A 23,683-nucleotide genomic window follows, 5' to 3' on the forward strand; every position below is an offset into this window, starting at 1 on the left:
ATATTAATAGAGGGCGATAGGGCTGTTTTTTGCCATTTCATTGTTAAAAGTAGACGCTTAGAATGACTAAACTGACTATTTTTAACGTTGAACTGCCTAAAAAACAGTCTCTGTCAGTGCCATGGTTGAATCATCAAATACGCCTTAATGGTTAAAAACGGCGATTTATAACTAAAAAAAGACTGCTCAAATTGGGCAGTCTTTTCTAAGTGAATGATCAGAATGTATCGTGCAAGGCTCCTAGCAGCCTTAACATCTATTGTTTTTTAAATATTTTAAGCCTGATTCTTTTGTGCCTTGCTATTTCAAAGCTTGTTATTTCAAAGCTTGTTATTTCAAAGCCTATTGTTTCAAAGCTTGTCATTTTAAGAATTATCAAAGCTTTTTATTTTAAACTTTGTCACTTTCATCACGGCGTAGACCATCCTGCCATTTAGGATCAGTAGCGACAGGTTTGTCTATATCATCCTTCACATTTTCTGCATCTTCAGATATTTCAGAAGGCTCTAGGTCGTCAGCATTATGTTGATTCAGACGATGGTTGTTACTCATGCGTTCACTTAAGTGTGACTCTGCATCACGGTGGCGATGATCTAGTGCTTCCACCTCAGGCTCAGACTCATCAAAGTCGGTCTGTGCACGTACCTCCTCAATGGTATCTTGCTCTTTGACCATTTCTACATCACCGTCACTCTCATAACCATGATTGGGATTGGCATCGCCAGTTGGTTTGTTTGTACTGACGGGCGTACCCAAATCATTAGAGTCGACATCACTTTCAGCTGTCATGTTTGTCGCAATGCCGTTTCTAGCTTGCGCGTCATTTTTCAATTGTGCATAGTCCGTTAATTGCTGTACGGCATTATCAAGGCTGTGTGGATTGGTGCGCTCTTGAGCATGCAATAAATGTTTATCAAACACATCAGTCAATAATGAGTCAAAACGTATGGCGTTGTACTGAATAAGCACTTCAGCTTCTTCTTCGGTAATATCGCCGTTTTGGCTGGCATATACCACATGATCCTCAAAAGTAAGCCCTTCAAAACTGTCCTTGTGTTCAGCCTTTTTAAACCTCTGCCATAATGGCTCGATGCTAAGTAGCGTTTGATAAGCGTGTTCCATACGTCCAGTGACATCATCGGCTTCAGTATTATAGTAGACCATGGTTTTGAGATAATCACGGAACGGGTTGGCTTCAAAGTCATCCATAAAAGCATCACCCAGCTTACGTTTAAGCTCATCGCTTGGCGGCGTAAAGATAGAGCCGCTGGGGAAAGTCACAAAACTGACCAAACTGGCCGCCATACGATTAGGGAAGTTTGCAAAAAAGGCTTCAAAAGCTTCTTGAATGGTATATAAGCTATTTTGTAAGGCAACCTCAGCATGCAAGCGTTCGGACGCTGATTTAGTACCATGCTCATAAAACTGCAAAATAGCAGTGCTAATGAATAAATGGCTATGAATATCAGCTAAGCGTCCAGACAGCATCTCTTTACGTTTTAAGTCACCAGCGAGCAACCCTAACGCCATATCAGCCGTTAAGGCAAAACTTGCGCTCAGGCGGTTGATGTGTTTGTAGTAGGGACGAGTAAAGCTGTCCGCAAAGCTTGGTGCATGATTACTGCCACCGACATAACCTGCGACAAATGCCTTTGCGCCGCGATTAAAGGTATAACCCAAATGTTTAAAAAATAGCGTGTCGAACTGTTTGAGTGCGCCTTCTTTATCTTCGCTTTGCAGCAATTGCAGCTCATCAAAGAGATAAGGATGGCAACGCATCGCACCTTGACCAAATATCATGAGTGAGCGCGTCAAGATATTTGCGCCTTCAACCGTGATAGATACTGGAATTGCCTGATAAGGGGTGGCCAAAAAGTTACGTGGACCCATCTGTACCGCGCGACCACCAACGACATCCATACCGTCGTTAACCACACTGCGCATGGTTTCAGTCGCATAGTATTTTGCCATTGCCGTCATCACTGATGGTGTGCCGCCTTGGTTCAGACCGCAGGTGACGAGGTGACGAAATGCCTCTAGCATATAAGTGTTACTGGCCATGCGGCTGGTAGCGTCTTGGACGCCTTCAAACTTGCCAACAGAGATTTTAAACTGTTCGCGTACTTTGGCAAAAGCACCGACAGACAGATATGTCATTTCACTGGCTGAGGTTGATAAAGCTGGTAAAGAGATGCCGCGACCAACGCCCAAGCACTCCATCAGCATACGCCAACCGCGACCTGCATTTTCGACGCCGCCGATGATGTAATCTAGTGGAATAAAGACGTCTTTACCATCGACTGTACCATTCATAAATGGCGAGCCAATTGGATTATGGCGTGGTCCTATGATAACGCCTTCATGGCTGGCAGGCACAAGCGCACAAGTGATACCGTAATCGATCTTATCAGGCTTGCCAAGCAAACCTTCAGGATCGTGCATTTTGAATGCTAACCCCACGACCGTGGCGATAGGTGCGAGGGTAATCCAGCGCTTAGAAAAGTTCATACGCAAACCGAGCACTTGCTCGCCCTCGTGCGTACCATAACAAACCACCCCTGTATCTGGAATCGCACCAGCATCGGAGCCTGCTTCTGGGCCCGTGAGACCAAAGCAAGGCACCTCGTCGCCTTTGGCAAGACCGGGTAGCCAGCGCTGTTTTTGTTTGTCCGTACCGTAGTGCATCAACAGCTCACCAGGGCCGAGCGAGTTTGGCACCATACAGGTAACCGCAGCGGTCGGCGAGCGCGAAGCGATTTTACTCATGATACGGCTTTGTGCATAAGAGCTAAAATCTAAACCGCCAAACTCTTTTGGAATGATTAAGCCTAAAAATCCATTGGCTTTGATAAATTGCCACGCTTCAGGCGACAGCTCTTTGTCTTCATGCTGAATTTTCCATTCATCAAGCATGGCGCATAGTACTTCTACTTCATTATCAATAAAGCTTTGCTCTTCTGCCGACAGATCTGGATAGGGATATTGAGCAAAAGTGTCCCAGTCGGGATTGCCCATAAACAGCTCTTTTTCCCACCAGCTGGTACCCGCATCGAGTGCTTCTCGCTCGGTATCGCTCATGCTCGGCATTGCCCCGCCCAAAGTCTTGTAAACAGGTCTGGTAATCAGTGACTGACGAATAGGAGCGACGAGCAAAACGATGCAAAGTAAAGCGATTGGTATGCCCAAAATGAGCGACCAAGGACTGATAAAGGCGGTGACAAGGACGGTAACTAGGGCAACGATACTGCCTGTGACTCGTGACAGGGACAATAAAAATATGGCCAAAACCATGGCTAATTGAATAATGATTGCCAAAATAAATAAGCCAATTGCCATGACTGTCTCCTTTTATAACGCTAAACCAAAAGCGCGAAAAATGTGTGTGTATTTAAGTATTTGAATAAATCTTGTTGTTATTTTTGCTGATGTTTAAGGGTCTGGTGACCAAATTAAACCAATGAGCCGTTATGGATTTTGTAGCATATTTTATAATCAATTTTAATTTGTCGAGCATTTTACAAAAGTGGCTTTGATAACTGTCTAACCAGTGACAGACAAATAAAAGACAAATTTAGCCATCAATATGAAACAGTTGCCGATAACTATCAATAGCTAAAATGCTACGCTGTGTCGATTATATGTATCAAGATTTTCTCATATAGGCAAAAACAACAGTCGTAATCAGTTATCCAAAAGGCGCTAAGCCGCTTTCTGCATAAGATAATGTCTCATTGCGTCCAACAATGATGTGGTCTACCAAGGATAAATCGATTAAATCGCAGGCTTTCTTTAGCTCGTAAGTTAATAAATTGTCTGCCGTTGAAGGGGTCGCATCGGTATGTGGATGATTGTGCGCGACGATGAGTTGGCTGGCGGCGTGACTCAAAGCATGACGCAGAACGTGTTTGATACAGACGGAGCAAGAGGAGATGCCGCCAGTAAACAGTATCTCAAAATTAATGAGATTTAACGCATTGTCTAAGCAAAGTACCGCAAAGACTTCGCGATGCTCCCCGCGCAGCTGAGTACTGATATAGTCTTTGACCATTTGCGAGCGCCCAAGTGCGTGACCAGTTTTAAGCTGACTGTCCAAATAACGCGTACCCATCTCAAGTGAGGCCAATATCTGCGCGTATTTAGCAGGACCAATACCATGACAAGCCAGTACAGTCTCTTGCGGCGCTGCCAATAATTCTGCCAAGCTACCAAATTGCTCGATCAAATGACGCGCCAATTCGATAGCTGACTGTGACTGCGTACCTGTGCGCAGAAATATCGCTAATATCTCGGCATCAGATAAATGCGCTGCCCCAAATTTTAGTAGTTTTTCACGTGGTCTATCATCTTCATGCCAGTCTTTAATCGCCATCGTCACTCCTTGAGAATGGATTGCTGCCAGATATATTGAGTAAATACGGAAATTCTTACCCAACTTATCTCATAATTGTTACTATAAGCGCAATTTTATCTTTCAACTTTTTATTGATGCCATGCTTATGTCCAATATTGTGCTTGCTATCACTGGCGGTATCGCCGCTTATAAATCTGCTATCTTTGCCCGCCTATTAATCAAGTCAGGCTTTGAGGTGCGTGTCATTATGACCACAGGCGCACAAGCCTTCATTACGCCACTGACCCTGCAAGCTTTGACTGGCAATGAGGTGCATATCTCATTACTCGATGAAAAAGCAGAAGCGGGGATGGGGCATATCGAATTGGCGAAATGGGCAGATTTAATCATCATTGCGCCAGCCTCTGCCAATACGCTTGCGCGTCTCGCGATGGGCATGGCTGATGATTTATTGACAACCGTATGCCTTGCAACGGCGGCACCAGTCATCATTGCGCCAGCCATGAATCAGCAGATGTGGGCGCATCCTGCGGTCAATCTCAATGTCCAGACCCTGCGCGATATGAATTATCAGATTATTCAACCTGCTAGTGGCGAGCAAGCCTGCGGTGATGTGGGCGCAGGGCGTTTGCCTGAACCTGAGCAGCTATTGGCAGAAGTGTTATTATTCAATGCGATGCAAACCACGCCGCAATTATTGGCAGGTAAACGAGTGGTGATTACTGCAGGACCGACGGTAGAAGCTATCGATCCGGTGCGTTACTTGTCCAATCACTCTACTGGCAAGATGGGCTTTGCATTAGCACGTGCGTGCGTGGCTGCTGGTGCAGACGTTATCTTGATTGCGGGCGGCAAAGTGGCACTACCGACACCGCTGAATGTCACACGTATTGATGTATTGTCGGCTAAAGAGATGCTGATGGCGGCGCAGCAGTGCGTGGATGGTACGCACAGTGCGCTACAGTATGTGCCTGAAGATGAACACGACCATTCTCACGATCACGATCACGAAAACGATCATAGCCATCAACATGAACATCATGGCGAGTGTGATTGCGGCGATGATCATAGCCACAGTCATAATCACAGCCATGAGATTGATGATAAACAGCATGCTCATAGCGAGAATCAAAATGTAATGGCGGATATCTTTATTGCCACGGCGGCTGTCGCTGATTATCGTACTGAAGAAGCTGCCCCGCAAAAAATTAAAAAAACCCAAGATGCTATGACGCTGAGTTTGGTCAAAAACCCTGATATTTTAGCGACGATTTCGCTTGCGCATCCAGCGCTGTTTGTCGTTGGTTTTGCGGCAGAAACGCAAGATATCGAGCGCTATGCTCGTGGCAAACTGGTGTCTAAAGATCTAGATTTGATTGCTTGTAATGATGTTTCACGAGCAGATATTGGTTTTGCCAGCGATGACAATGCCATGCAGGTATTTTTCTCAGAGCGTTATGAGCACGATAGCGTCACACTTGAGAAGGCGAGCAAAGATAAGATTGCCGAGCAGTTGGCTGGCATCATTGGCGAGACAATATGGCAACGCCACAATGGTCACAATGCCTAGTTATGTCACTATTAATCCAGACATTAGGTCTTAATATTTATGGCTAATATGATGGATGGTGATAGCACTCAGACGTTGTTATTGATGGTAATCTTTGCGCTGGCATCGTTGCTACACGGTATTAGTGGGCTGGGTGTGACGTTGGTGACGACCACTGCGCTTGCTAGTATCTACCCGTTACCACATGCTATTGTATTGGTCATTTTTCCGTCATTATTGCTTAATGCCATGACTTGGCTCGCGGGTGGCGGGCGCACAATCTGGCAAAATTTTATCTATTACGGCAGGCGCTATTGGTTATTGGCGTTGACCAGCTTACTTGGTAGTATTCTAGGCGCGAAGCTCTTACTATGGGTCGATAGCGCCTATATTTTATTGCTATTGGCAGCGGTTATTGGTTTTTATGTCATAAGCAGCTTGCTTGGTAAGCAACTCCGTCTACCTGCTACCAAGCCTGTGTTAATCATCGTTGGTTTTAGTGCAGGGGTGATTGGCGGCTCGACCAATGCCATGTCGACCATATTGATGATGTATCTACTGTCTGCCAGCGATGATAAAAATACCATCGCCAAAGTCGGCAACATGTGCTATTTTTTGGGTAAAATTGCCCAAATAATTGTATTACGTGAGCCTATTATGGCGCTCAGCAGTGGTGAATGGCAGCTGATTACTTTGCTCAGTATTTTATCTATTGCCGCGCTTTTAGTTGGTATCCGCTTACGTCGTTATTTACCACAAGCACGCTTTCGTCAGCTTATTTTATTGATACTTACCGTGCTTGGTATTCGTGTCGGCTGGCAGGGAGTTATGGCATTTTTGTAAGATAGCTCGCGAGGCAGCTGGCTGTTTAGATGCTATTTTATGCGCGCATTATTTTGTTATTTCATCAAAAAATATCTGTTGCGTCAAACGAAAGGTATTACAGTGCGCCTCAACCACATCGTCGATATCTTCTGAATAGCCACCACCCATCACGATAGCGATAGGAATTTTAGCGGCTTTTGCTTGGCGTAATACATATTCATCACGCGCTTTACAACCCTCTATCGTCAGCCCTAACTTTCCTAATTTATCAGTTGCCAGTACATCGACAGCGGATTGATAAAAGATCATATCTGGCGCAACGTCGCTAATCAAACGTGGTAATGTCGCCTCTAGTAACTGCAAATACTCCGCATCGCCAGTATCATTGTCTAGTTCAATATCCAAATCTGATACTTGCTTTCGAAATGGATAGTTCTTTGCGCCATGCATGCTAAACACAAAAACGCGTGGCTCATCCATCATAATACTGGCATTGCCATTGCCTTGATGGACGTCTAAATCGATCACCAAAATCTTTTGCGCTTGTCCGCGATTTAATAATAAATTACTCGCGATACAAACATCATTAAACACGCAAAACCCTTCGCCATGATCAGCAAACGCATGATGCGTGCCACCTGCGACATTCATCGCCGCGCCATATTGCTGCGCATATAATGCACATTCATAAGTGGCATGAGCAATATAACGCCCACGTTCTACCAGCTCTGGTGTCATTTCAAAGCCAATGGCTCGCGCTTCCTTTCGTGGTAGCGTTTGGGTTTTCAGCTGATACCAGTAGTCCGCAGTATGCGTGGTCAAAATTTCATCTTCGCTCAAACGTGCAGGGGCAAAAAAGTTGTCGGTACTGATAATGCCTTCAGCCAACAGCCGCTCAGGAATCATGGTGTATTTTTGCATGGGAAAGCGGTGTTTTTCAGGCACGGAATATCGAAAAATATCAGAGTAAGCAATTTTTAGCATAGTGTTAGAGGATGTCTTTTTTGAAAAGTATGTTAAGGATAAATAGGTTTAAGCGCTTTAACAATAAGGTGCTGATGAGACATTGTAAAAGCTACGGATAGCTATGATAGTCAGTTCATTACTGCACAAATTGCGTTGGCAAAAAGAAGGTTCTAGAATCTGATTGTTGACGTAGCTCGGTTAGCAATGTCGGTAAGTCTTCCGCAGGGTTTTGATTATCGATCAAATCACTAAATATCTCATTCGCGACCGTGGTCATCGCGATGACACTTTGTAATAAATGCTCGATAACATCATTACCGATGCCTACCGCTTCGACATCGATAGCGTGTTTGTAGCGTATTTCGCCATCATTGACATCCATTTCTAGATTGCCGATTAGCAAGTCATAATTTATTTGAGTAATCAGTAGCATCGCCGCGCTTTGGTGACTCTCTGGTATCAAAAATGGCAAAATTCCATAGACGGCTAGCAGCTTGTTGTTTTCTTGCACGCGAAACAAATAGCCGCAATCGAGATTTTTATTGCGCATTCTAAGCGATAAGTGATGTGATTGTTGACGGTCGTTGTTTTTGTTGCCACTGCTTTTGGGTCGATAGTGAGTATAGTGCCATTGCTTATCATTAAAGTACTGTTTCAGAAAATCAATAATGGGCGTGTCGCTAGCTTCGTGTTGACTGGCACTCGAGTCAAAAGCGTCAGTTTCTGAATGTTCGCTTGTATTTTTGACATCAGATTCAGAATCGATTTCGGTATTATCATGAGCGTCACTAGTATCCTCATCATCTGTATCACTACTATATGTATCACTACTATACATGTCATGAGGCTCTGTTTGTATCATATCAATTTCATCAGCCTGCGCTACTGAACCAGTCAGTAACTGTTTGAGTTTTTGCCACAAGCTGAGTGTATTACGTTGACTCATAAGTATGGTGCTGTCAAATAAATGAATGAGATGGAAAATTGAGACAAATACATCAAGACAGTAAATTATTGAGCATTAAGTGCTAAACCTTCTTTGATATTCGGTTGCTCATAAAACGCTTGTAACATTTCACGAATATGTGCCGTCAACCACTCGCTTTCAATGGCATCGTGCACTATAGGTAATAGCGCTGTACTGAATTGAGTCATGGCCCGCTCATCAATATGAAGACTCGAAACTACTGTCGCAATAGTATCTGACTGATGATTACCATACCAAGTATCGATGCTCGCTGCCACAAGGCTGTGTAAGTAAGGCGACTGGCGCAAGCGGTTATAGCTTTGCTGAATGCTGGCTTCGATATGATCGATGCTGCTGTTGTCAGGTTCATCACGCAGATAAGTCTGTAGATGACTGACAGGCTGGTCTTTGATTCGCGCCCAACCAGTGATTAATAATCGCGCGACTTCGTCATTTGATAAATGCTCTTGCGCATTGGCTTCTGCGCGGCGTGCTAAATCTTTAATATTACGATGCAAGTACGCCTGCAGTTTTTCATCAAGATTTCTATTAGTCGCCTTTTCAAAAGAGCTGCGCCCAAATTTCATGAGTTTACCAGCAGCGCCTGCTTTATCCAGCGTGGTTTCCATAAAGTCGTTAATGGCATGATATAGTGTTTGGGTTAGCAAATCGGCAAAAGTCTCGTTGCCGACCAGCGTATGAATCAAGATATTACGCTGCTGATCGTGGCTACCGACATAGTTGGCTAGGGTCTGCACTTGAGTGTCATCCACCAGCTCAGACAACGGCACATTGTCATTGACTGGATGATAAATAATCGTATGCAAGATATCGCGAATATCTTTACGTATCACATCCGTCATCGGCTGGTTTAGTAACCAGTCATTAATCAGCTGTTGCAAATCATCGGCACTGACATATTTATTCAATGGCTGTGCAGCAAACCATTGCCATGCCTGCATAGACAGCGGTTCAGCTTGCGTGCGCAACCATTGCTGCATAAACGCAACTTGTGCCTCGATTAAGCCATCTATGGTTAGCGCTGGCATATCTAAATTTTGGTTATCTTTTGAAGTCTGCATAGGTTTTGAGGTCATAATAATCGACAATTTGTTATACTGTGTGGTTGGGGTAAGCATAAAGTATTATGCCATGAACGTCATCTGTGTTTGTGATGAATATTGATTGCCGCTTAATAAATAATGAGAGGTTTTGATGACAGCTCTGAATACCGCCTTACTTGCGCTTGATGAACTGACCGTTCAGCGCGGCGAAATCCCTCTATGCGAAGGGGTTGTACTCAATCTGGCAGCTGGTAGCATTTGCCATTTAATTGGTGCTAACGGTACTGGTAAGACCACTTTACTGATGCAGCTGGCTGGGTTATTGCCAGTGTTAAGCGGTGAAGTTTATTATCAAGGAGCAGCGAATTTACCTATTCAGCCTTTGTACGTGTCGCACCAGTTGGGTATACATCCAAATCTAACGGTCGCACAAAACCTGACCTTTCTGCTAAATTTATATGGGATTAGCCCAAGCGTTACTGATATTGATGATGCCCTCACTTGGGTAGGATTACAAGGCTTTGAGACGATTAGCTCAAGCCATTTATCTGCTGGGCAAACCCGCCGTATTACCCTTGCAAGGTTATATTTATTGACCCCTGAGGTGACACCATTATGGCTACTTGATGAGCCTTTTACTGCCCTTGATGTCGATATGGTAGCGCGAATGGAAGACAGATTGCGCGATTTTGCCCATGAAGGCGGCGCTATATTAATGACCAGTCATCAGGCCGTTGCTGTTGCCAATCAAGTGCTCGATTTGTCCGATTATATGGTTTGAATACTAGTTTGCATACTCTCAGTATAAGTGTCCCAAGCATCCGTAGAAGAGCAAATAAATGATAGAAACAGACGGTCCAGTACAAACAGTGAATAAAAGCTCAAATGCTGACTTAGCTGCGGTGCGCGGTATCAGCTTTATGCAGCTATGGCGGCGCGAGTGGCAAGTCAAACAACAGGGTGCCGTACAATGGTTATACCCTTTGGTACTGTTTTTGGTCATTATCACCTTATTTCCACTAGCAGTTGGTAGCGAGCCTGCGCTATTGCAACGCCTTGGCGTGTCGGCGGTTTGGATTGCCGCTCTATTGTCACTGGTCATGGGTGTCGATGGTTTGTTTAAGCCTGCCCTTGATAATGGCACGCTGGCGCAATTGTTCGTCGCCAAAGCATCATTGCCCTTATGGGTGCTGATTCGTTTGGTTATCCATTGGATTTTTAGTAGTGGTATTGTGGCAGCGCTTAGTTTACTTGCCGTGCCTTTATTTCAGCTTAGTTGGTTTGAGGCGTGGATATTGATGGCTTCTATTGTGACGGGCAGTCCGATGCTCTTGATGCTGTCAGCGGTCGCGAGTAGTTTGACGCTGTCATTAAAGAATGGTGCGGTGCTGGTGCCTTTGATTGCTTTGCCGATGCAGTTACCAGTGTTAATTTTTGCCACAGGAGCGGTTGATTTATTTGCCACTGGTCTCAATGGTTTACCGATACTGGCTTTATTATTAGCAGGTAGTATTATCTCGGTTTTGGTGATGCCATGGGTGATTGCCATGACGTTAAAAATGGCGTGGCTGAATTAGAAGCGACATAAGTTATGTACAACTCTCTGTATTGAGAGTTTGTAATAAAAAACGCTATAAAAAACCTTTGTATTAACAGCATGTTGAAAACTGGCAATTTTGCTATAATAGTCAGTTAACTAAGCAAACAATCACTTGTAGATTTTATCCAGTGTTTAACGCCGGCAGGTTAACAGGTAGTCGCGCCCATGATGCGCTATATCGGTTACAACCAATACGCTGTGCCAATAGGTTTATTCCCATGCCCAACTTGAATAACGTCTCATCTCCTAGCTTGTGGCAGCGCATCTGGCAAGGCTTTTTGACCACTGTGGGTACCAAGCAGTTTTTTCGCATTTTTTCGCCTTGGGTCAAGTGGTTAGCCATATTAGCCAGTATTTGCCTGTTGATCGGTAGTATCTGGGGTCTCGCTTTTGCGCCGCCTGATTATCTGCAGGGTAATAGCTATCGCATTATCTTTATCCACGTACCCGCTGCCAGTATCGCCATTTCCATCTATTTTGCCTTAGCAGTGCTAGGGGTCATTTTTTTGGTTTGGAAAATAAAAACGGCTAGCTTAGTGGCACAGGCGCTTGCTCCGCTAGGATTCTTGCTCTGTGTGATTAGCTTAATCACGGGCTCTATTTGGGCGAAACCCACTTGGGGTACTTACTGGGTTTGGGATGCACGTTTGACCTCTATGCTCATTTTGGCGTTTCTGTATGCGGGGGTGATGGCGTTATTTGCCGCGTTTGAGCATACTGCCAATCGTGGTAAAGCCGCCGCCATTTTGTCTATTGTTGGCGCAGTAAATTTGCCCATTATCAAGTATTCGGTACAGTGGTGGAACACCTTGCACCAAGGCTCGACCTTTACTTTGACCGCCGCGCCTAAGATGTCAGCAGATATGTGGATGCCCTTATTACTGATGATTATTGGTAGCTATTTATTAGTGGCAACATTAGCGATTTATCGTACCAATACGCTTATCTTGTATCGTGATCAAGGCAAAGCATGGGTCAAAGAATACATTCGCGGGCAAGCTAAATGATGGTCATGACTGTCGCCAAAAAAAATCACGGCTAGGAAAATATTATGCAGCCTTACTTTTATAGCGTATCTGAATTTCTTGCCATGGGTAAGCATGGCGTGTTCGTTTGGTCGTGCTGGGCAATTACCGTTGGCATGATGCTGGCGTTTGTTATTTATAGTCGGAGACAACGACAGGCTTTAATCAAACAGTTGACCATTCAGCAAGCGCGGCAAGCACAGCGTACTGCTAAAACAACCATGCCTGTCACCAAGCAGCCTAATTAGCTAGTAGGTTCGTCCTATCTAGCGTTAGCCGTTAATTTTTAGCCACTCAATCTGCAACTTAGCACCTGATAAAGAGGTGACTGCCACAGAGGTTATAGGGCTTATTGATTTGTCCGAAAAATGCTACCATATAGCCATTAGAAGAGTACGATTAGAAAGACATTTTTAGAACGTTTTTCTAATGGTAGTTTCTTCAAATTTTTCTGTTTTATATATTTGTATGGCATTGACTATAGTTTATAAAACAGTGACTCATCAATGAGGTAGTGGTATGAACGCAGTTCGTCGCAAAAAACTGATGTGGGTTATGTTTACGCTTGCAGGAGCGGCGATAGCCGTGGTATTGGTTCTTTATGCCATTGGGCAACAGACCGATTACTACTTTGATGCTACCGCGATTGCACAAGGTGAAGCACCACAAGATAAGCGTATTCGAGCAGGCGGTATGGTCGTTGCGGGTAGTGTCCAGCGCGCAGAAGACAATCCACTAAACGTTGAGTTTGCCATTACTGACTTTCAATCGACAGTACCAGTGACTTATCAAGGTATTTTGCCAGATTTATTTGCTGAAAACTCAGGTGTCGTCGCAACAGGTAAGATGCAGGGTGATACTTTTGTCGCTGGAGAAGTCTTGGCGAAGCATGATGAAAACTACATGCCGCCAGAAGTGGCCAAATCGATGAAAGAAAACAACCGTAGCGGTGTAGTGCCTCCTTCTGAGCAATATAATCCTGCTGAAAAGGTGTATGAGACAGATACCTTACAGCAGTAATTATATAGTCCATACCATAGTAAAAGAGCCGCTAATATATTATTAGCGGCTCTTTTTTTACATGAATTTTAGTACTAATAAGTTTTGATAGTTTCTTACAAGAACTTAGTCGTCCCATTCAGGCGAGTAATCTGGATGCTCGATTTTGCGCCCATCAGCACGCGCTAAGCTGCTGATTTTCTCAATATCATCCGCACTTAATTGTACTTTTATAGCGTCTAAGTTGCCTTGCAAATGATCAGGGTTAGACGTTTTAGGAATAGCGATACGATGCTTGTCTACCAGAATCCAAGCCAATGATATCTGTGCTGGCGTGACATTATGTTTGTCAGCGATTTCTTTAATAATCTCATTATCGAATACATCCCCGCGTGCAAGTGGTGAATAAGCTTCGAGTAGAATGTGGTGATTGTTCAAAAAAGTCTGCAAGGTTTTTTGCTTGATGAAAGGATGAAACTCAACCTGATTGACCACAATCGGTACATCAGCATATTTCTCAGCTTCAATGATATTAGCAATATTAAAGTTAGAAACCCCGATATGGCGTGTCAAACCTTGTTTCTGTAGCTCGCACAAGGCAGGAATAGTTTCGGATAAAGGAACGCGGTCATCCGGCCAGTGCAATAGTAGCAAATCAACATAATCAGTATCTAAGTCTGCTAAAGAGCGCTTGGCGGCGGCAATCAATTTCTCAGGCTCAAACTTCATGTCATCAGGAAAAATCTTTGTGGTCAAAAAGAACTTATCCCGAGATACCCCTGATTGTTTGATACCTTGACCGACTTCTTTTTCATTGCCATAAGCTTGAGCGGTATCGATGTGCTCGTAACCCATTTTCAACGCTTGACTGACGACATCAACACAATCTTGACCGGTCGATTGCCATGTGCCAAGCCCTAGTACAGGAATATTTGCTTGTCCAGCGGTACGAATATTATAAGTTTTAGCACGCATCTTATTATCCTTGTTATTTATGTATTTATTGATAGAGCATCGAATCATCAATATTCTGATCACCCTCTCTATTTGACCTACCCACTATAGAAAAAATTGGCAGCAAGTAAAAGGGCACGTGACGCTTTCCTACAAAGGACAAACAGGCTGTAACGTCATTTTAAGTAACTGATAGACAGCAGCGCGCGGTTAAAAAATAAAAATCGTAAAATCGAGTCCATAAAAAACGCCCATCACTATCTAGCAATGGGCGTTTACAATCGGGACGAAGACGATATTTAAGTGTTTTGGATTTAAGTGTTTTTGGCTTAAGAGCTTATTGAGCAGCAGCTTCTACAGGGGCAGGTTTTGTTGCGGTATCCGTGTGCGCACTGTGATCAGAGCCCCAGATTTTTGGGTACTTATAACCAGGGAAAGTTTCATGAGCATACTTTTTAAAGGCTTCTGAGTTATATGCATTGGTCACATCTTCGACCCATTTTTTGCCAGCATCGGCTGATTTGATGGCTGACCAGTTGACGTAAGCAAAGCTAGGCTCTTGAAATAGCGCTTCAGTCAGCTTGATACCAGCATCCGTGGCATAGTTGCCATTGATGACTGCAAAGTCGACTTCATCACGAGCACGTGGCAATTGAGCGGCTTCTAACTCAATAATTTCAATGTCGTATTTGCTGTTATCAGCGATGTCAGTTTTTGATGCCGTTAGCGGATCAATATTGTCTTTTAGCGTGATCCAGCCAAGATGATCCATCATCACCAGCGCACGAGCAAAGTTACTTGGATCATTTGGTGCAGAGACTCTCATGCCTTTATAGACATCATCAAGCGTGGTCTTTTTACCTGAGTAAATGCCAAGTGGGGCAGTAGGTACTTGGAAAACTTCTACTAGATCAAGATTGTTTTCTTTTTTAAAGGTATCAAGATAAGGCTTATGCTGGAAGATGTTGATGTCCAAATCACCTTCAGCCAAGGCAAGGTTTGGGCGTACATAGTCAGTAAAAGCAACCAGCTCAACTTCGTAACCTTGCGCTTCCAGTGAGCTTTTCACTTGGTTGCGCACCATATCGGCGAAGTCACCTTCGGTGGTACCGATGACAATTTTGGTATGCTCAGGATCGATATCGCTAGCGGCAGTCTCTGCTGTTGAGCCTTCCGTAACAGGCTCTTTAGTCGCTTCTGGTGCTGATGAGTTGTTGCAACCAACCAAGACTAGGCTTGATACGCCAACGGCAGCAAATGCAGTCGCTAACTGACGGCTGATATCTGTTAATTTCATGGAACTTCCTTAATAAGAGGGATGGATGGGATGGAGGGCAAACGCTGGCCATTAAAAAAGCAACATTAGGGATAGTAATGCTGCTAAGTTAACGACTGTTAAGTTAGTATCAAAATTAAAGGGTCTCAGTAACAAAGTCAAGCATTTTGCTTAGGATGAATCGGCATTAAACCCTGAGTATTATTCATATTAGCGTTAACTGACTTTATCTAAGTCTTTTTTCTATCGTTTATCCAAACGGTTAGCCAACCAATTACCCGATGCTTGAATGGAGACGACCATTATTGATAGGACAATAACGATAAAAATCATCACCTCCGTTTGATAACGATAGTAGCCATAACGAATGGCTAAATCCCCCAGACCACCGCCGCCAATCATACCTGCCGCTGCTGAATAAGATAGCAGGCTGATACAGAGAATCGTCACGGACAATACCAGTCCTGAGCGTGCTTCATTGAGTAAGACTTTAATAATGGTCAAAGGACGTGCGCCCATAGACTCGGTCGCCTCAATGATACCGCGTGGCACTTCACGTAAGTTTTGCTCGACCAAACGGGCAAAATAAAACGAACCTGCAATGGCGAGTACCAATGAGGCCGCAATCGGTCCAATACCCGTGCCAACGATAGCCTTAGTAAATGGGCTCATGGCAATCATCAAAATGACAAATGGGAAAGCGCGCATAAAGTTGGTGATACCACCAAGCAGACCATACAATGTTTTGTTTTGCAAAAACTGTCGATCACTGGATAAAAACAAAAATATGCCAAACAACCCACCGATGACAATCGCCACCGTCGTTGAGATGCCAAGCATAATAAATGTATCAATAAACGCGTTCACAATCTCTTTGCGCAGGGCAAACAGCTTGTCTATCGAGGCGGATAATTCACTACCAGTTAACATATTTATTTCTCCTGCCTCATTAGTCTTCGTGCACTAAGCCTTTGCCAATCGGGGTGGTCGCCTGAATCAGACCGTCTCTAACATCTGCAACTTCCAAGAGTTGACCTTGATGCAGTAATGCGGCGCGATCACAAAGCCTACGGATGACACTCATCTCATGAGTCACAATCACAATGGTGACGCCAAGTTGTTCGTTGATATCGCGTAGACAAGTCAACAAGCTGCGGGTCGTCGCAGGATCAAGCGCACTGGTTGGCTCATCAGCCAATAATACTTTAGGACTGGGGGCAATCGCTCGGGCAATACCGACACGCTGTTTTTGTCCGCCTGACAGCTGCGCAGGGTAGTGACCAGCGCGGTCTGTTAGATCAACAATCTCTAGGCAATCCATGACTCGTTTATGAATGTCGCGGCTCGGATATCCTGAAACAGTTAAATTAAAGGCCACGTTGTCAAAAACAGTACGATTGGACATCAGATTAAATTGCTGAAAAATCATACCAATATTATGCCGAGCGATACGCAATTCACTGGCAGACAAAGTGGTCAAGTCAGTGCCATCGACGATGACTTGACCAGCATCTGGACGCTCAAGCATATTGATTAGGCGTAGCAAAGTAGACTTACCGGCACCCGAGTATCCCATTAGGCCGAAGATTTCGCCTTGCTGGACAGATAACGAGGTCGGTTCAACGGCAGTAAACCAATGTGGTTTGCCATCTTTGTCTTTGATTGATCGGTCGCTTAAAAAACTCTTGGTCACATTGTTTAAGACAATCATGTCATTCATGGAGGGCTCAAAATTCAATAATTTTTTTAATAGTCACAAACGCGCTGTCGGGCCTCTTTAACAATGTAAGAAGCCAATTAAGAAACAACCGTTAATAACCCTATAATAAGGGGCGCTAATATAGCATATTATCGAGCACTTTGGATATGAACATCCGTGACAGGCTTATGATTAATAGCTATTAGTAAGAGGGGTTTGTAGAATGTGAGTCGCGACGATCGAGTAGAATGAAGTGTCTGTTCATAGCACCCTATATAGTCATTCCACTATAAAAGTATTACTGCGTTAACCTCGCTTGAAGTATTAAATATACATCTACACTCAGTTGCCTTGTACTACTTTTAAATTGAATCGACTATAGCATTGCTGACTAGGTCGTGTCCTCATTTTAAAAATAGTGATAAGAATGAGATAAATTGCCGTCAAACAAGGAAAGTAGCGCAAATAATATCGAGACATTGATACGCTATTTGACGATGTTTGGCAAAATTTAGCCATTTTTAGCCCATTCTAGTCATGCTGGTGATAATGTGGGTCGTGCTTGACTGGTATGACAACTAAAAACCTAGTATGTCCATTTAATGTATCAGTAATGATGCGCCCTTGATGGGCGGTAACGATTTGTGATACTAGTGATAAGCCTAGTCCAGAGCCTTTATTTTTTTGTTGCAACCGCACAAATGGACTAAATACTTCTTCACGTTTGTCTTCTGGAATACCCGTGCCTTCATCAATCACTGCCAATACTGCATATTTCGGTAATGGGCGTACAGGATCGGTCTTGGCTTTTTTTAGATGCTTGGCAAATAAGCCTTCTTTGCGCGGTGTACTGAGTGCTTCCGTAGGATTTTGAGTGTTGTTTTGAGCATCACCCTTATCGCGTGTATTGCCACCTTTATTTATTACAGCACCTTTGGATTTAGGAACTGTATCATTCAAGGCAGTACTCTTAGCGTCATTGATAACTGCAGACGGCTCTTCAGTGTCAGGAACTGCTTTCCAAACCATCTTTTTAATTTTGTCAGTCAAATCATTGGTAAAGTTATGATAATTAGCAATCAATGAGGATGCGCTGGTGCTTCCAAAGGTATCGTCACTGTCAACTAAGTTTGTCGAAGTACTTGAGTCCGTTTGAACACTATCCACATCAGTAGATTCTGTTAAGGTTGCACAGGTTTCAATAGAGTCAATGTCGCTGTTGGTATGATTAATATCAGTTTTATCGATTTTAGTCTCTATATTCACATCGGTATCGGAATTGAGATCATGCTCAACCGCAATATTTTCTCCATTTCGATATATCGGTGGTGCTGGCAACAGGATAATAGCATCCGTTGCTTCAGATTTAACTTTACCAGTACTATGAGAAGAATCGTTTGAGTGTGTATGACTATGCGCAATATGATTGTGCGTATCGTCTTCATTAGCCTCAATTGGTTCGTGATAGGAGTCAAAATCAGAGCTATTATAATCGGCAAAGCTACTGCAGAGTATCGTTTGTAGCAGGTAATCAGGTATGGTATCTGCTTCATCAATAGTTTGCACACCATACAATAGTACCGTCACGGGTGGCTTGCCGTGTAGCATGGCATTGGTTAACAAGTTGCGAATTAAATGGGTCAACATCGATGATTGACCATCGATCACAATATGTTCACCAATGAGCGTCGCTTCAGGATAATGTTGCCGTTCTTGATTCACCAGATCGTATAAGTCTAAGCTTTCAACTTGCTGCAAGGCATGACCGGCGTCTAAACGACTCACCAATAAGATACTCTCTACCAAATCATTGAGCCCTGACAAATCGCGGTTAATCGCTTGCGCACGTTTATCAAACTTTGCTTTGGTATCAGATGGTAGCGCCCCTGCGAGCATATCCATCATCTCAATCTGTAAGCGGATACGAGTAATGGGGGTACGTAGCTCATGAGAAGCATGTGCTAAGAGCAGGTTATTGGCATCGATAAGGTGTTCGATTTTTTGTGCTGCTTGGTTAAATCCACGCGCTAGTGAGGCGATCTCATCGTTACCACGAGCATTCACCCGTACGGTAAAATCACCATCACCCAGTTGCGCCATCTGCTGGCTCATCTGATTGATGCGCCAAGTGATGGTACGAGCAATCCACCATAGGACACCTGCCATAATCAGTAACAGTAGTAGTGTGCCAGTAAATAAATTCAGCGCAGAGGAGAGTACTGGTTTTTTAGGCGGTAAGCGTGATTCATACAAAAGCGTATAGCCGGTGCTGCTATAAACCTGAGCTTGCTTGGTAGGGGAGGTGTCTGCGAGAGAGGGAAAAACGCGTGAAAATAAAGAGGGCGGTGCGGGCAACTCCAATGGCAAATCGCTGTTATCCGTTTGCATTAGCAATCGACCTTCGCTGTCATACAAGCCCATCTTTGCCTGCAATGACTCATCAAAGATATCAAAGCTCTTTTTGACCACTGCTAGCATAAAGCGCGCTTGCAAGCGATTGTCCTCGCTAACAGAGATATTCAGCTCGTGCAAGAAAGGGTCTATTTGTCCTAAAATCTGGGTGGCCAATACTTCTGATCGAATACTTGCATCTTTATCGTGTACAAGTTGCGTCAACAGCACCATCGCCACTGCAAATAAAATAAGTGCCAGCATGACACTGGCAAATAATTTGGCAAATACCGAACGAAATCCCAACTGCTGCATTAAACCATCTCTACTATCAGCCGTTTATATCGACTCATACTTCTAATTTGCATAAACAAATCAAAAGTATGGTTTTTATCGATTAATTTGCCACTTTTGTGATCAAACCTGATCAGTGGCAAATTGATAACCAACACCGCGTACCGTAATAATACGTTTTGGCTGGCGTGGGTTGTCTTCAATTAAAGCACGCAGGCGCGAGATATGAACATCAATGGCGCGATCGATATTATCTGAGCTGTCATCATTGGGCATGGCTTGCCACAGTTGCTCGCGGTTCAATACTTTACCAGAATGGGTGGCAAAGTAATGCAATAATTGAAACTGATGCGTCGTTAAACGAACAGGCTCATCGTCGATGGTCACTTCATGGCTGTCAGGAAAGACACTCAAACGACCAAAGGTCAAGCTGTCAGACTGGCTATCTGCTTGATTGGGCTGCTCATGACGGCGAATAACAGCACGGATTCGAGCGAGAAGCTCACGTGGCTCAAAAGGCTTAGATATATAATCGTCAGCACCCATCTCAAGACCTAGCACGCGATCGGTGGTATCACCTTTCGCGGTCAACATGATAATTGGTACTTTATTGGTCATGTTGTTTTTATTGCCGCGAATTTTTTGACAAACTTGCATACCATCCATATCAGGCAGCATTAAGTCAAGCACGACCAAATCAATGTCACGCTCTTTAGCATCCAATAAATCAAGCCCTTCTTGACCAAGCCCTGCATGATGGACGTCATAATAATTCATGGTCAGGTAATCGCTGATTAACTCAGCTAGATCAGGATCATCTTCGATTAATAAAATCTGCTTGCTCATGGGTTATCCTCTAGTTGTTGTTATGGTTGGCCAAACATTTCATCTGTTTTGATATTTGGTATCACGATAAATACATCGCTGATTTTAGGATCTCAAACAGTTAAACGATTAAGCCTCTAGGTTCTCAAACTTTCTAAGATTTCTCGAACTTTCAAGATATTGAGTCATTTAATACCAATGATTCAGAATACTCGGTTAATGCTATATATTATACGGTCATATTGCCTAATTACGCAGTTACAAAACAAGAGAGGCTTTGTTAATGTTTCTACACAATGTAACTGTCGGCATGCATAGCTATGAGACATTGACTTTTTTACCTTTAGCATCAGCCGGTAAATCAGCCAAACAAATCAAGCTGTCGTTGCTAATACCTGCAATTAAATACTGCTTTGTGATAGGGTCATATTCGACTACTTCAATAGGCTGGCGTGTCAGGCGCTGATCCTGTCCAATAATCCACACGTTAGCAGTCAACGGTGACAGAGGCTTATATGGTGACGTTTGTAATTCTGTCAAGTCAACATCGTGCAACGCCCGCTTAGGCACGATAGTGCCCACATCTATTTGACCATAATTAACCCGCCCCGTGACTTTCATATCTGGCAATAACTTGTCTCGACTTGCTTCATTGTCAATGACGTTAACATAGACCAACAGCTTTTTCGGCTGGCTGGTCGCGGTCAGTTTACTGACTTGTCCTGTGAACTGTTCCGACATACCTTCAGCTGTAAAATTGACAGTCTGACCAACCGAAAGTTGCGGTTCTGCTTGGATAGGTAGGGTCGCGATAAAGTGTAATTTAGTTTCATCGCTAAGCTGTAATAAAGGCGTGCGCGCCTCTAGTCTTTGACCTGCTTTGGCATATAAGTTTTTTACACGGCCAGAAAAGCTGGCACGCACAGTGACCAAATTATACTGATTCTGCTGCGGTTTTAAGCTCGCCGTGCTATTAGCGCTGGTTTGGTCATTGTTTTTAAGGTTGCCGACTGCGTTTTTAGGAGTGCCCACTGTGGCGTTTGCTGCTGCCTCTTCCTTGTTAGCAATTGGGTCGTTTTTAGTGGTTGTTGCACCATTTTCTGCTGTAGGTTGATTGGGTTTTGAGCTAGCGTCAGTTTTTTGTGAGTGTGTTTGCTTTACATCAACCGCATCGTTCGTCATTTCAGAATCTGGGGCAACGCTGTTCGATGCCGAAGATTGCTCCTTGGCTGGGTTGGATGCATCTATTGTTTTGCTTTCTGATTGCACGCGTCGAACAATAAGCAGCGGCATATCTTTTTCTACCCATTGACCCTCAGTAACCAGTATTTCTTCGACGTTAATGGGGTATGCAGCGATAAGTTTAGTCTGTTTGATAGGTTCGATCTTACCTTGTAAACCAAGACTGGGCTGATAACGTGAAGGTTTTATGCTCAATATATGATCTGGCGTCATGGTCACACTATCGTCGGTAATGACAATAGGGGTATCTACAGTCTCACTGTTTTCTGCAGTCACAGGCTCATTGGTAGGCGGTGATGGCTGACAGGCAGCAAGAAGAAAAGCACTCAGTAGATAGGTGCTATTTTTTAAAAATTTAGAAGCCGTCATAGCAGTCACCATAGTAGTCATCGTTTTATTATATAGTGAATTGCCACTGGGTGAAATAAGCGCAAAAAACTTAATAAACCGCTGACATTAAGGCTACTAAATCCAGTCATTGGCTAAGGTAGGAGTGACAGCTAGTCTGAACATATTTTTATATTACTGACCAGTTCGAATATTGGCTCACTCATAACTGGAAATTAGTCGATAACTGTGCTAAAACAAACATAACAAAATACAATGATACATTTTTATCACAAAAGAAAATTATTCAGCAATGTGCCAAGCGTTTCTATATAATGCAGAAATATCATAAGGTTGATGGTTCTTCTACTTCGGGCTTACCTCTTTTATCGTCATGGCCATCAGTAATAAAAGGTACTCTACCTTGTTTGAAGCCAAATACGGTTGCAGTGGACGATAATAAAAGCAAAATAAGTCGTCTAAAAAGCCATAGGTTTGGCGCAATTTAGTAAGCTTATTAATTAGAAAGTGCGTATAGTAGCCCATGTTGACGCTCTGTTTGACAGGCAGATACTGGCAGATGATATGTCGACTGTCATAACATATGGTAATGCAAATTTAGCGTCTCATATCAGTCCAATAATGAATGATATGACAGGTTGAAATAACCGTTAAATTTTTGCATTGATGGATGGTATTAAGAATAAATAGTCGTTTATAGGACACTGATAATGGAAAATAATTTTGATGGTTTAAAAGTAATGGTGATTGATGATTCAAAAACCATTCGCCGTACCGCAGAGACTTTATTACAAAAAGCGGGTTGCGAAGTTGTGACCGCCATTGATGGTTTTGATGCTTTAGCAAAAATTGTCGATAACAATCCAGATATTATTTTTGTCGACATCATGATGCCGCGCTTGGATGGCTATCAGACTTGTGCGCTAATAAAAAACAACCCTGATTATGCCAGCAAACCTGTGATTATGTTGTCGTCTAAAGATGGCTTATTTGACAAAGCGCGTGGTCGTATTGTGGGTTCAGATGAGTATTTGACCAAGCCATTTAGTAAAGATGAGCTGTTCGAGGCGATTAATCAGTACCGCTAATATATAAGTCCGCTTGTAGATATACGCTTGTAGATATATCATTAAATATCGTCTTACAAGTTGGTATGATTTATGCATAGCTATGCTTTATATAGAGTCAGATAAATTAGGCTAGGCATTACGGTTAAGAGATTTAGTATTGATAAAATATTACTAATAATTGCTCAATATTTAATCGAAACTGTTAAGAGAGTTGCGCTGCCATTCATGGTTGGCGTGC

Annotated in this window: 20 protein-coding genes; 8 read left to right on the forward strand and 12 right to left on the reverse strand. The window is 43.4% G+C overall.

Annotation, left to right across the window (positions count from 1 at the left end):
* Window positions 1-390 precede the first annotated feature (390 nt).
* Together I3257_RS02475 and radC are read right to left on the reverse strand one after the other, a co-directional pair.
* Entirely contained in the window at window positions 391-3,336 is a 2,946-nt protein-coding gene (locus I3257_RS02475) for an acyl-CoA dehydrogenase (RefSeq protein ID WP_238048717.1), read from the reverse strand.
* A 349-nt stretch (window positions 3,337-3,685) separates the two neighbouring features.
* Complete coding sequence (radC, locus tag I3257_RS02480; protein ID WP_198330155.1) at window positions 3,686-4,369, reverse strand: DNA repair protein RadC; 684 nt, start codon at window positions 4,367-4,369, stop codon at window positions 3,686-3,688.
* Between the two features lie 127 nt (window positions 4,370-4,496).
* Between radC and coaBC the strand changes: the two genes are divergently transcribed.
* Together coaBC and I3257_RS02490 are read left to right on the forward strand one after the other, a co-directional pair.
* Window positions 4,497-5,921, forward strand: coding sequence for a bifunctional phosphopantothenoylcysteine decarboxylase/phosphopantothenate--cysteine ligase CoaBC (gene coaBC / locus I3257_RS02485; RefSeq protein ID WP_238048718.1), 1,425 nt, complete (start codon window positions 4,497-4,499; stop codon window positions 5,919-5,921).
* Between the two features lie 39 nt (window positions 5,922-5,960).
* Window positions 5,961-6,743 carry a sulfite exporter TauE/SafE family protein gene (locus tag I3257_RS02490; RefSeq protein ID WP_238048719.1) on the forward strand — a complete coding sequence of 261 codons (783 nt, stop codon included), beginning with the start codon at window positions 5,961-5,963 and terminating at the stop codon, window positions 6,741-6,743.
* 48 nt (window positions 6,744-6,791) lie between these two features.
* On the opposite strand, the gene I3257_RS02495 is transcribed toward I3257_RS02490, so the two are convergent.
* From I3257_RS02495 to I3257_RS02505, 3 genes are all read right to left on the reverse strand, one after another.
* Window positions 6,792-7,709, reverse strand: coding sequence for a histone deacetylase (locus I3257_RS02495; protein ID WP_238048720.1), 918 nt, complete (start codon window positions 7,707-7,709; stop codon window positions 6,792-6,794).
* Between the two features lie 118 nt (window positions 7,710-7,827).
* A complete protein-coding gene (locus I3257_RS02500) occupies window positions 7,828-8,637 on the reverse strand; it encodes a YbjN domain-containing protein (RefSeq protein WP_238048721.1) in 810 nt (269 codons plus the stop codon).
* Window positions 8,638-8,702: 65 nt separating this feature from the next.
* Window positions 8,703-9,797 (reverse strand): hypothetical protein, encoded by a 1,095-nt coding sequence (locus I3257_RS02505; RefSeq protein ID WP_238048722.1) that lies wholly within the window; start codon window positions 9,795-9,797, stop codon window positions 8,703-8,705.
* Between the two features lie 76 nt (window positions 9,798-9,873).
* Here I3257_RS02505 and ccmA point away from each other — a divergent pair, with 76 nt between their 5' ends.
* The 5 genes from ccmA to ccmE all read left to right on the forward strand — a co-directional run bounded on the left by ccmA (window position 9,874) and on the right by ccmE (window position 13,367).
* Window positions 9,874-10,503 (forward strand): heme ABC exporter ATP-binding protein CcmA, encoded by a 630-nt coding sequence (gene ccmA / locus I3257_RS02510; RefSeq protein ID WP_238048723.1) that lies wholly within the window; start codon window positions 9,874-9,876, stop codon window positions 10,501-10,503.
* Window positions 10,504-10,642: 139 nt separating this feature from the next.
* Complete coding sequence (locus I3257_RS02515) at window positions 10,643-11,299, forward strand: heme exporter protein CcmB (RefSeq protein ID WP_238048777.1); 657 nt, start codon at window positions 10,643-10,645, stop codon at window positions 11,297-11,299.
* Between the two features lie 241 nt (window positions 11,300-11,540).
* Entirely contained in the window at window positions 11,541-12,329 is a 789-nt protein-coding gene (ccmC, locus tag I3257_RS02520) for a heme ABC transporter permease CcmC (RefSeq protein ID WP_201582032.1), read from the forward strand.
* Window positions 12,330-12,373: 44 nt separating this feature from the next.
* Window positions 12,374-12,595, forward strand: a complete 222-nt coding sequence (gene ccmD / locus I3257_RS02525) for a heme exporter protein CcmD (RefSeq protein WP_045444018.1) — start codon at window positions 12,374-12,376, stop codon at window positions 12,593-12,595.
* 271 nt (window positions 12,596-12,866) lie between these two features.
* On the forward strand, window positions 12,867-13,367 hold the full coding sequence (gene ccmE / locus I3257_RS02530; RefSeq protein WP_238048724.1) for a cytochrome c maturation protein CcmE: 501 nt from the start codon (window positions 12,867-12,869) through the stop codon (window positions 13,365-13,367).
* A 105-nt stretch (window positions 13,368-13,472) separates the two neighbouring features.
* On the opposite strand, the gene I3257_RS02535 is transcribed toward ccmE, so the two are convergent.
* The 7 genes from I3257_RS02535 to I3257_RS02565 all read right to left on the reverse strand — a co-directional run bounded on the left by I3257_RS02535 (window position 13,473) and on the right by I3257_RS02565 (window position 22,396).
* Entirely contained in the window at window positions 13,473-14,321 is an 849-nt protein-coding gene (locus tag I3257_RS02535; protein WP_238048725.1) for an aldo/keto reductase, read from the reverse strand.
* 316 nt (window positions 14,322-14,637) lie between these two features.
* Window positions 14,638-15,597 (reverse strand): MetQ/NlpA family ABC transporter substrate-binding protein, encoded by a 960-nt coding sequence (locus I3257_RS02540; protein WP_238048726.1) that lies wholly within the window; start codon window positions 15,595-15,597, stop codon window positions 14,638-14,640.
* Window positions 15,598-15,819: 222 nt separating this feature from the next.
* Window positions 15,820-16,506 (reverse strand): methionine ABC transporter permease, encoded by a 687-nt coding sequence (locus I3257_RS02545; protein ID WP_045453498.1) that lies wholly within the window; start codon window positions 16,504-16,506, stop codon window positions 15,820-15,822.
* A 19-nt stretch (window positions 16,507-16,525) separates the two neighbouring features.
* The gene (locus I3257_RS02550) at window positions 16,526-17,296 is read right to left on the reverse strand and encodes a methionine ABC transporter ATP-binding protein (protein ID WP_055124775.1); all 771 of its coding nucleotides are present in this window, start codon (window positions 17,294-17,296) and stop codon (window positions 16,526-16,528) included.
* Between the two features lie 510 nt (window positions 17,297-17,806).
* Window positions 17,807-19,981 (reverse strand): sensor histidine kinase, encoded by a 2,175-nt coding sequence (locus I3257_RS02555; protein ID WP_238048727.1) that lies wholly within the window; start codon window positions 19,979-19,981, stop codon window positions 17,807-17,809.
* Between the two features lie 102 nt (window positions 19,982-20,083).
* A complete protein-coding gene (locus I3257_RS02560) occupies window positions 20,084-20,806 on the reverse strand; it encodes a response regulator transcription factor (protein ID WP_045444030.1) in 723 nt (240 codons plus the stop codon).
* 297 nt (window positions 20,807-21,103) lie between these two features.
* Window positions 21,104-22,396: an HlyD family efflux transporter periplasmic adaptor subunit gene (locus tag I3257_RS02565; protein ID WP_238048728.1), complete on the reverse strand. Its 1,293-nt coding sequence runs from the start codon at window positions 22,394-22,396 to the stop codon at window positions 21,104-21,106.
* Window positions 22,397-23,085: 689 nt separating this feature from the next.
* On the opposite strand from I3257_RS02565, the gene pilG reads away from it, so the two are divergent.
* On the forward strand, window positions 23,086-23,463 hold the full coding sequence (pilG, locus tag I3257_RS02570) for a twitching motility response regulator PilG (protein ID WP_045453505.1): 378 nt from the start codon (window positions 23,086-23,088) through the stop codon (window positions 23,461-23,463).
* The last annotated feature ends 220 nt before the right edge of the window (window positions 23,464-23,683 follow it).

This window comes from Psychrobacter sp. Ps7 (assembly GCF_022129225.1).
Classification (GTDB): Bacteria; Pseudomonadota; Gammaproteobacteria; order Pseudomonadales; family Moraxellaceae; genus Psychrobacter; species Psychrobacter immobilis_A.

What these genes read in the sequence shown, in the direction of transcription:
- I3257_RS02555 (WP_238048727.1), bottom strand. Translation starts at nt 19,981, where the DNA reads ATGCAGCAGTTGGGATTTCGTTCGGTATTTGCCAAATTATTTGCCAGT.
- I3257_RS02500 (WP_238048721.1), bottom strand. Translation starts at nt 8,637, where the DNA reads ATGAGTCAACGTAATACACTCAGCTTGTGGCAAAAACTCAAACAGTTA.
- I3257_RS02515 (WP_238048777.1), top strand. Translation starts at nt 10,643, where the DNA reads ATGCAGCTATGGCGGCGCGAGTGGCAAGTCAAACAACAGGGTGCCGTA.
- I3257_RS02490 (WP_238048719.1), top strand. Translation starts at nt 5,961, where the DNA reads ATGGCTAATATGATGGATGGTGATAGCACTCAGACGTTGTTATTGATG.
- ccmA (WP_238048723.1), top strand. Translation starts at nt 9,874, where the DNA reads ATGACAGCTCTGAATACCGCCTTACTTGCGCTTGATGAACTGACCGTT.
- coaBC (WP_238048718.1), top strand. Translation starts at nt 4,497, where the DNA reads ATGTCCAATATTGTGCTTGCTATCACTGGCGGTATCGCCGCTTATAAA.
- I3257_RS02535 (WP_238048725.1), bottom strand. Translation starts at nt 14,321, where the DNA reads ATGCGTGCTAAAACTTATAATATTCGTACCGCTGGACAAGCAAATATT.
- I3257_RS02540 (WP_238048726.1), bottom strand. Translation starts at nt 15,597, where the DNA reads ATGAAATTAACAGATATCAGCCGTCAGTTAGCGACTGCATTTGCTGCC.
- I3257_RS02550 (WP_055124775.1), bottom strand. Translation starts at nt 17,296, where the DNA reads ATGAATGACATGATTGTCTTAAACAATGTGACCAAGAGTTTTTTAAGC.
- ccmE (WP_238048724.1), top strand. Translation starts at nt 12,867, where the DNA reads ATGAACGCAGTTCGTCGCAAAAAACTGATGTGGGTTATGTTTACGCTT.
- radC (WP_198330155.1), bottom strand. Translation starts at nt 4,369, where the DNA reads ATGGCGATTAAAGACTGGCATGAAGATGATAGACCACGTGAAAAACTA.
- pilG (WP_045453505.1), top strand. Translation starts at nt 23,086, where the DNA reads ATGGAAAATAATTTTGATGGTTTAAAAGTAATGGTGATTGATGATTCA.
- ccmC (WP_201582032.1), top strand. Translation starts at nt 11,541, where the DNA reads ATGCCCAACTTGAATAACGTCTCATCTCCTAGCTTGTGGCAGCGCATC.
- I3257_RS02565 (WP_238048728.1), bottom strand. Translation starts at nt 22,396, where the DNA reads ATGACGGCTTCTAAATTTTTAAAAAATAGCACCTATCTACTGAGTGCT.
- ccmD (WP_045444018.1), top strand. Translation starts at nt 12,374, where the DNA reads ATGCAGCCTTACTTTTATAGCGTATCTGAATTTCTTGCCATGGGTAAG.
- I3257_RS02560 (WP_045444030.1), bottom strand. Translation starts at nt 20,806, where the DNA reads ATGAGCAAGCAGATTTTATTAATCGAAGATGATCCTGATCTAGCTGAG.
- I3257_RS02495 (WP_238048720.1), bottom strand. Translation starts at nt 7,709, where the DNA reads ATGCTAAAAATTGCTTACTCTGATATTTTTCGATATTCCGTGCCTGAA.
- I3257_RS02545 (WP_045453498.1), bottom strand. Translation starts at nt 16,506, where the DNA reads ATGTTAACTGGTAGTGAATTATCCGCCTCGATAGACAAGCTGTTTGCC.
- I3257_RS02505 (WP_238048722.1), bottom strand. Translation starts at nt 9,797, where the DNA reads ATGCTTACCCCAACCACACAGTATAACAAATTGTCGATTATTATGACC.
- I3257_RS02475 (WP_238048717.1), bottom strand. Translation starts at nt 3,336, where the DNA reads ATGGCAATTGGCTTATTTATTTTGGCAATCATTATTCAATTAGCCATG.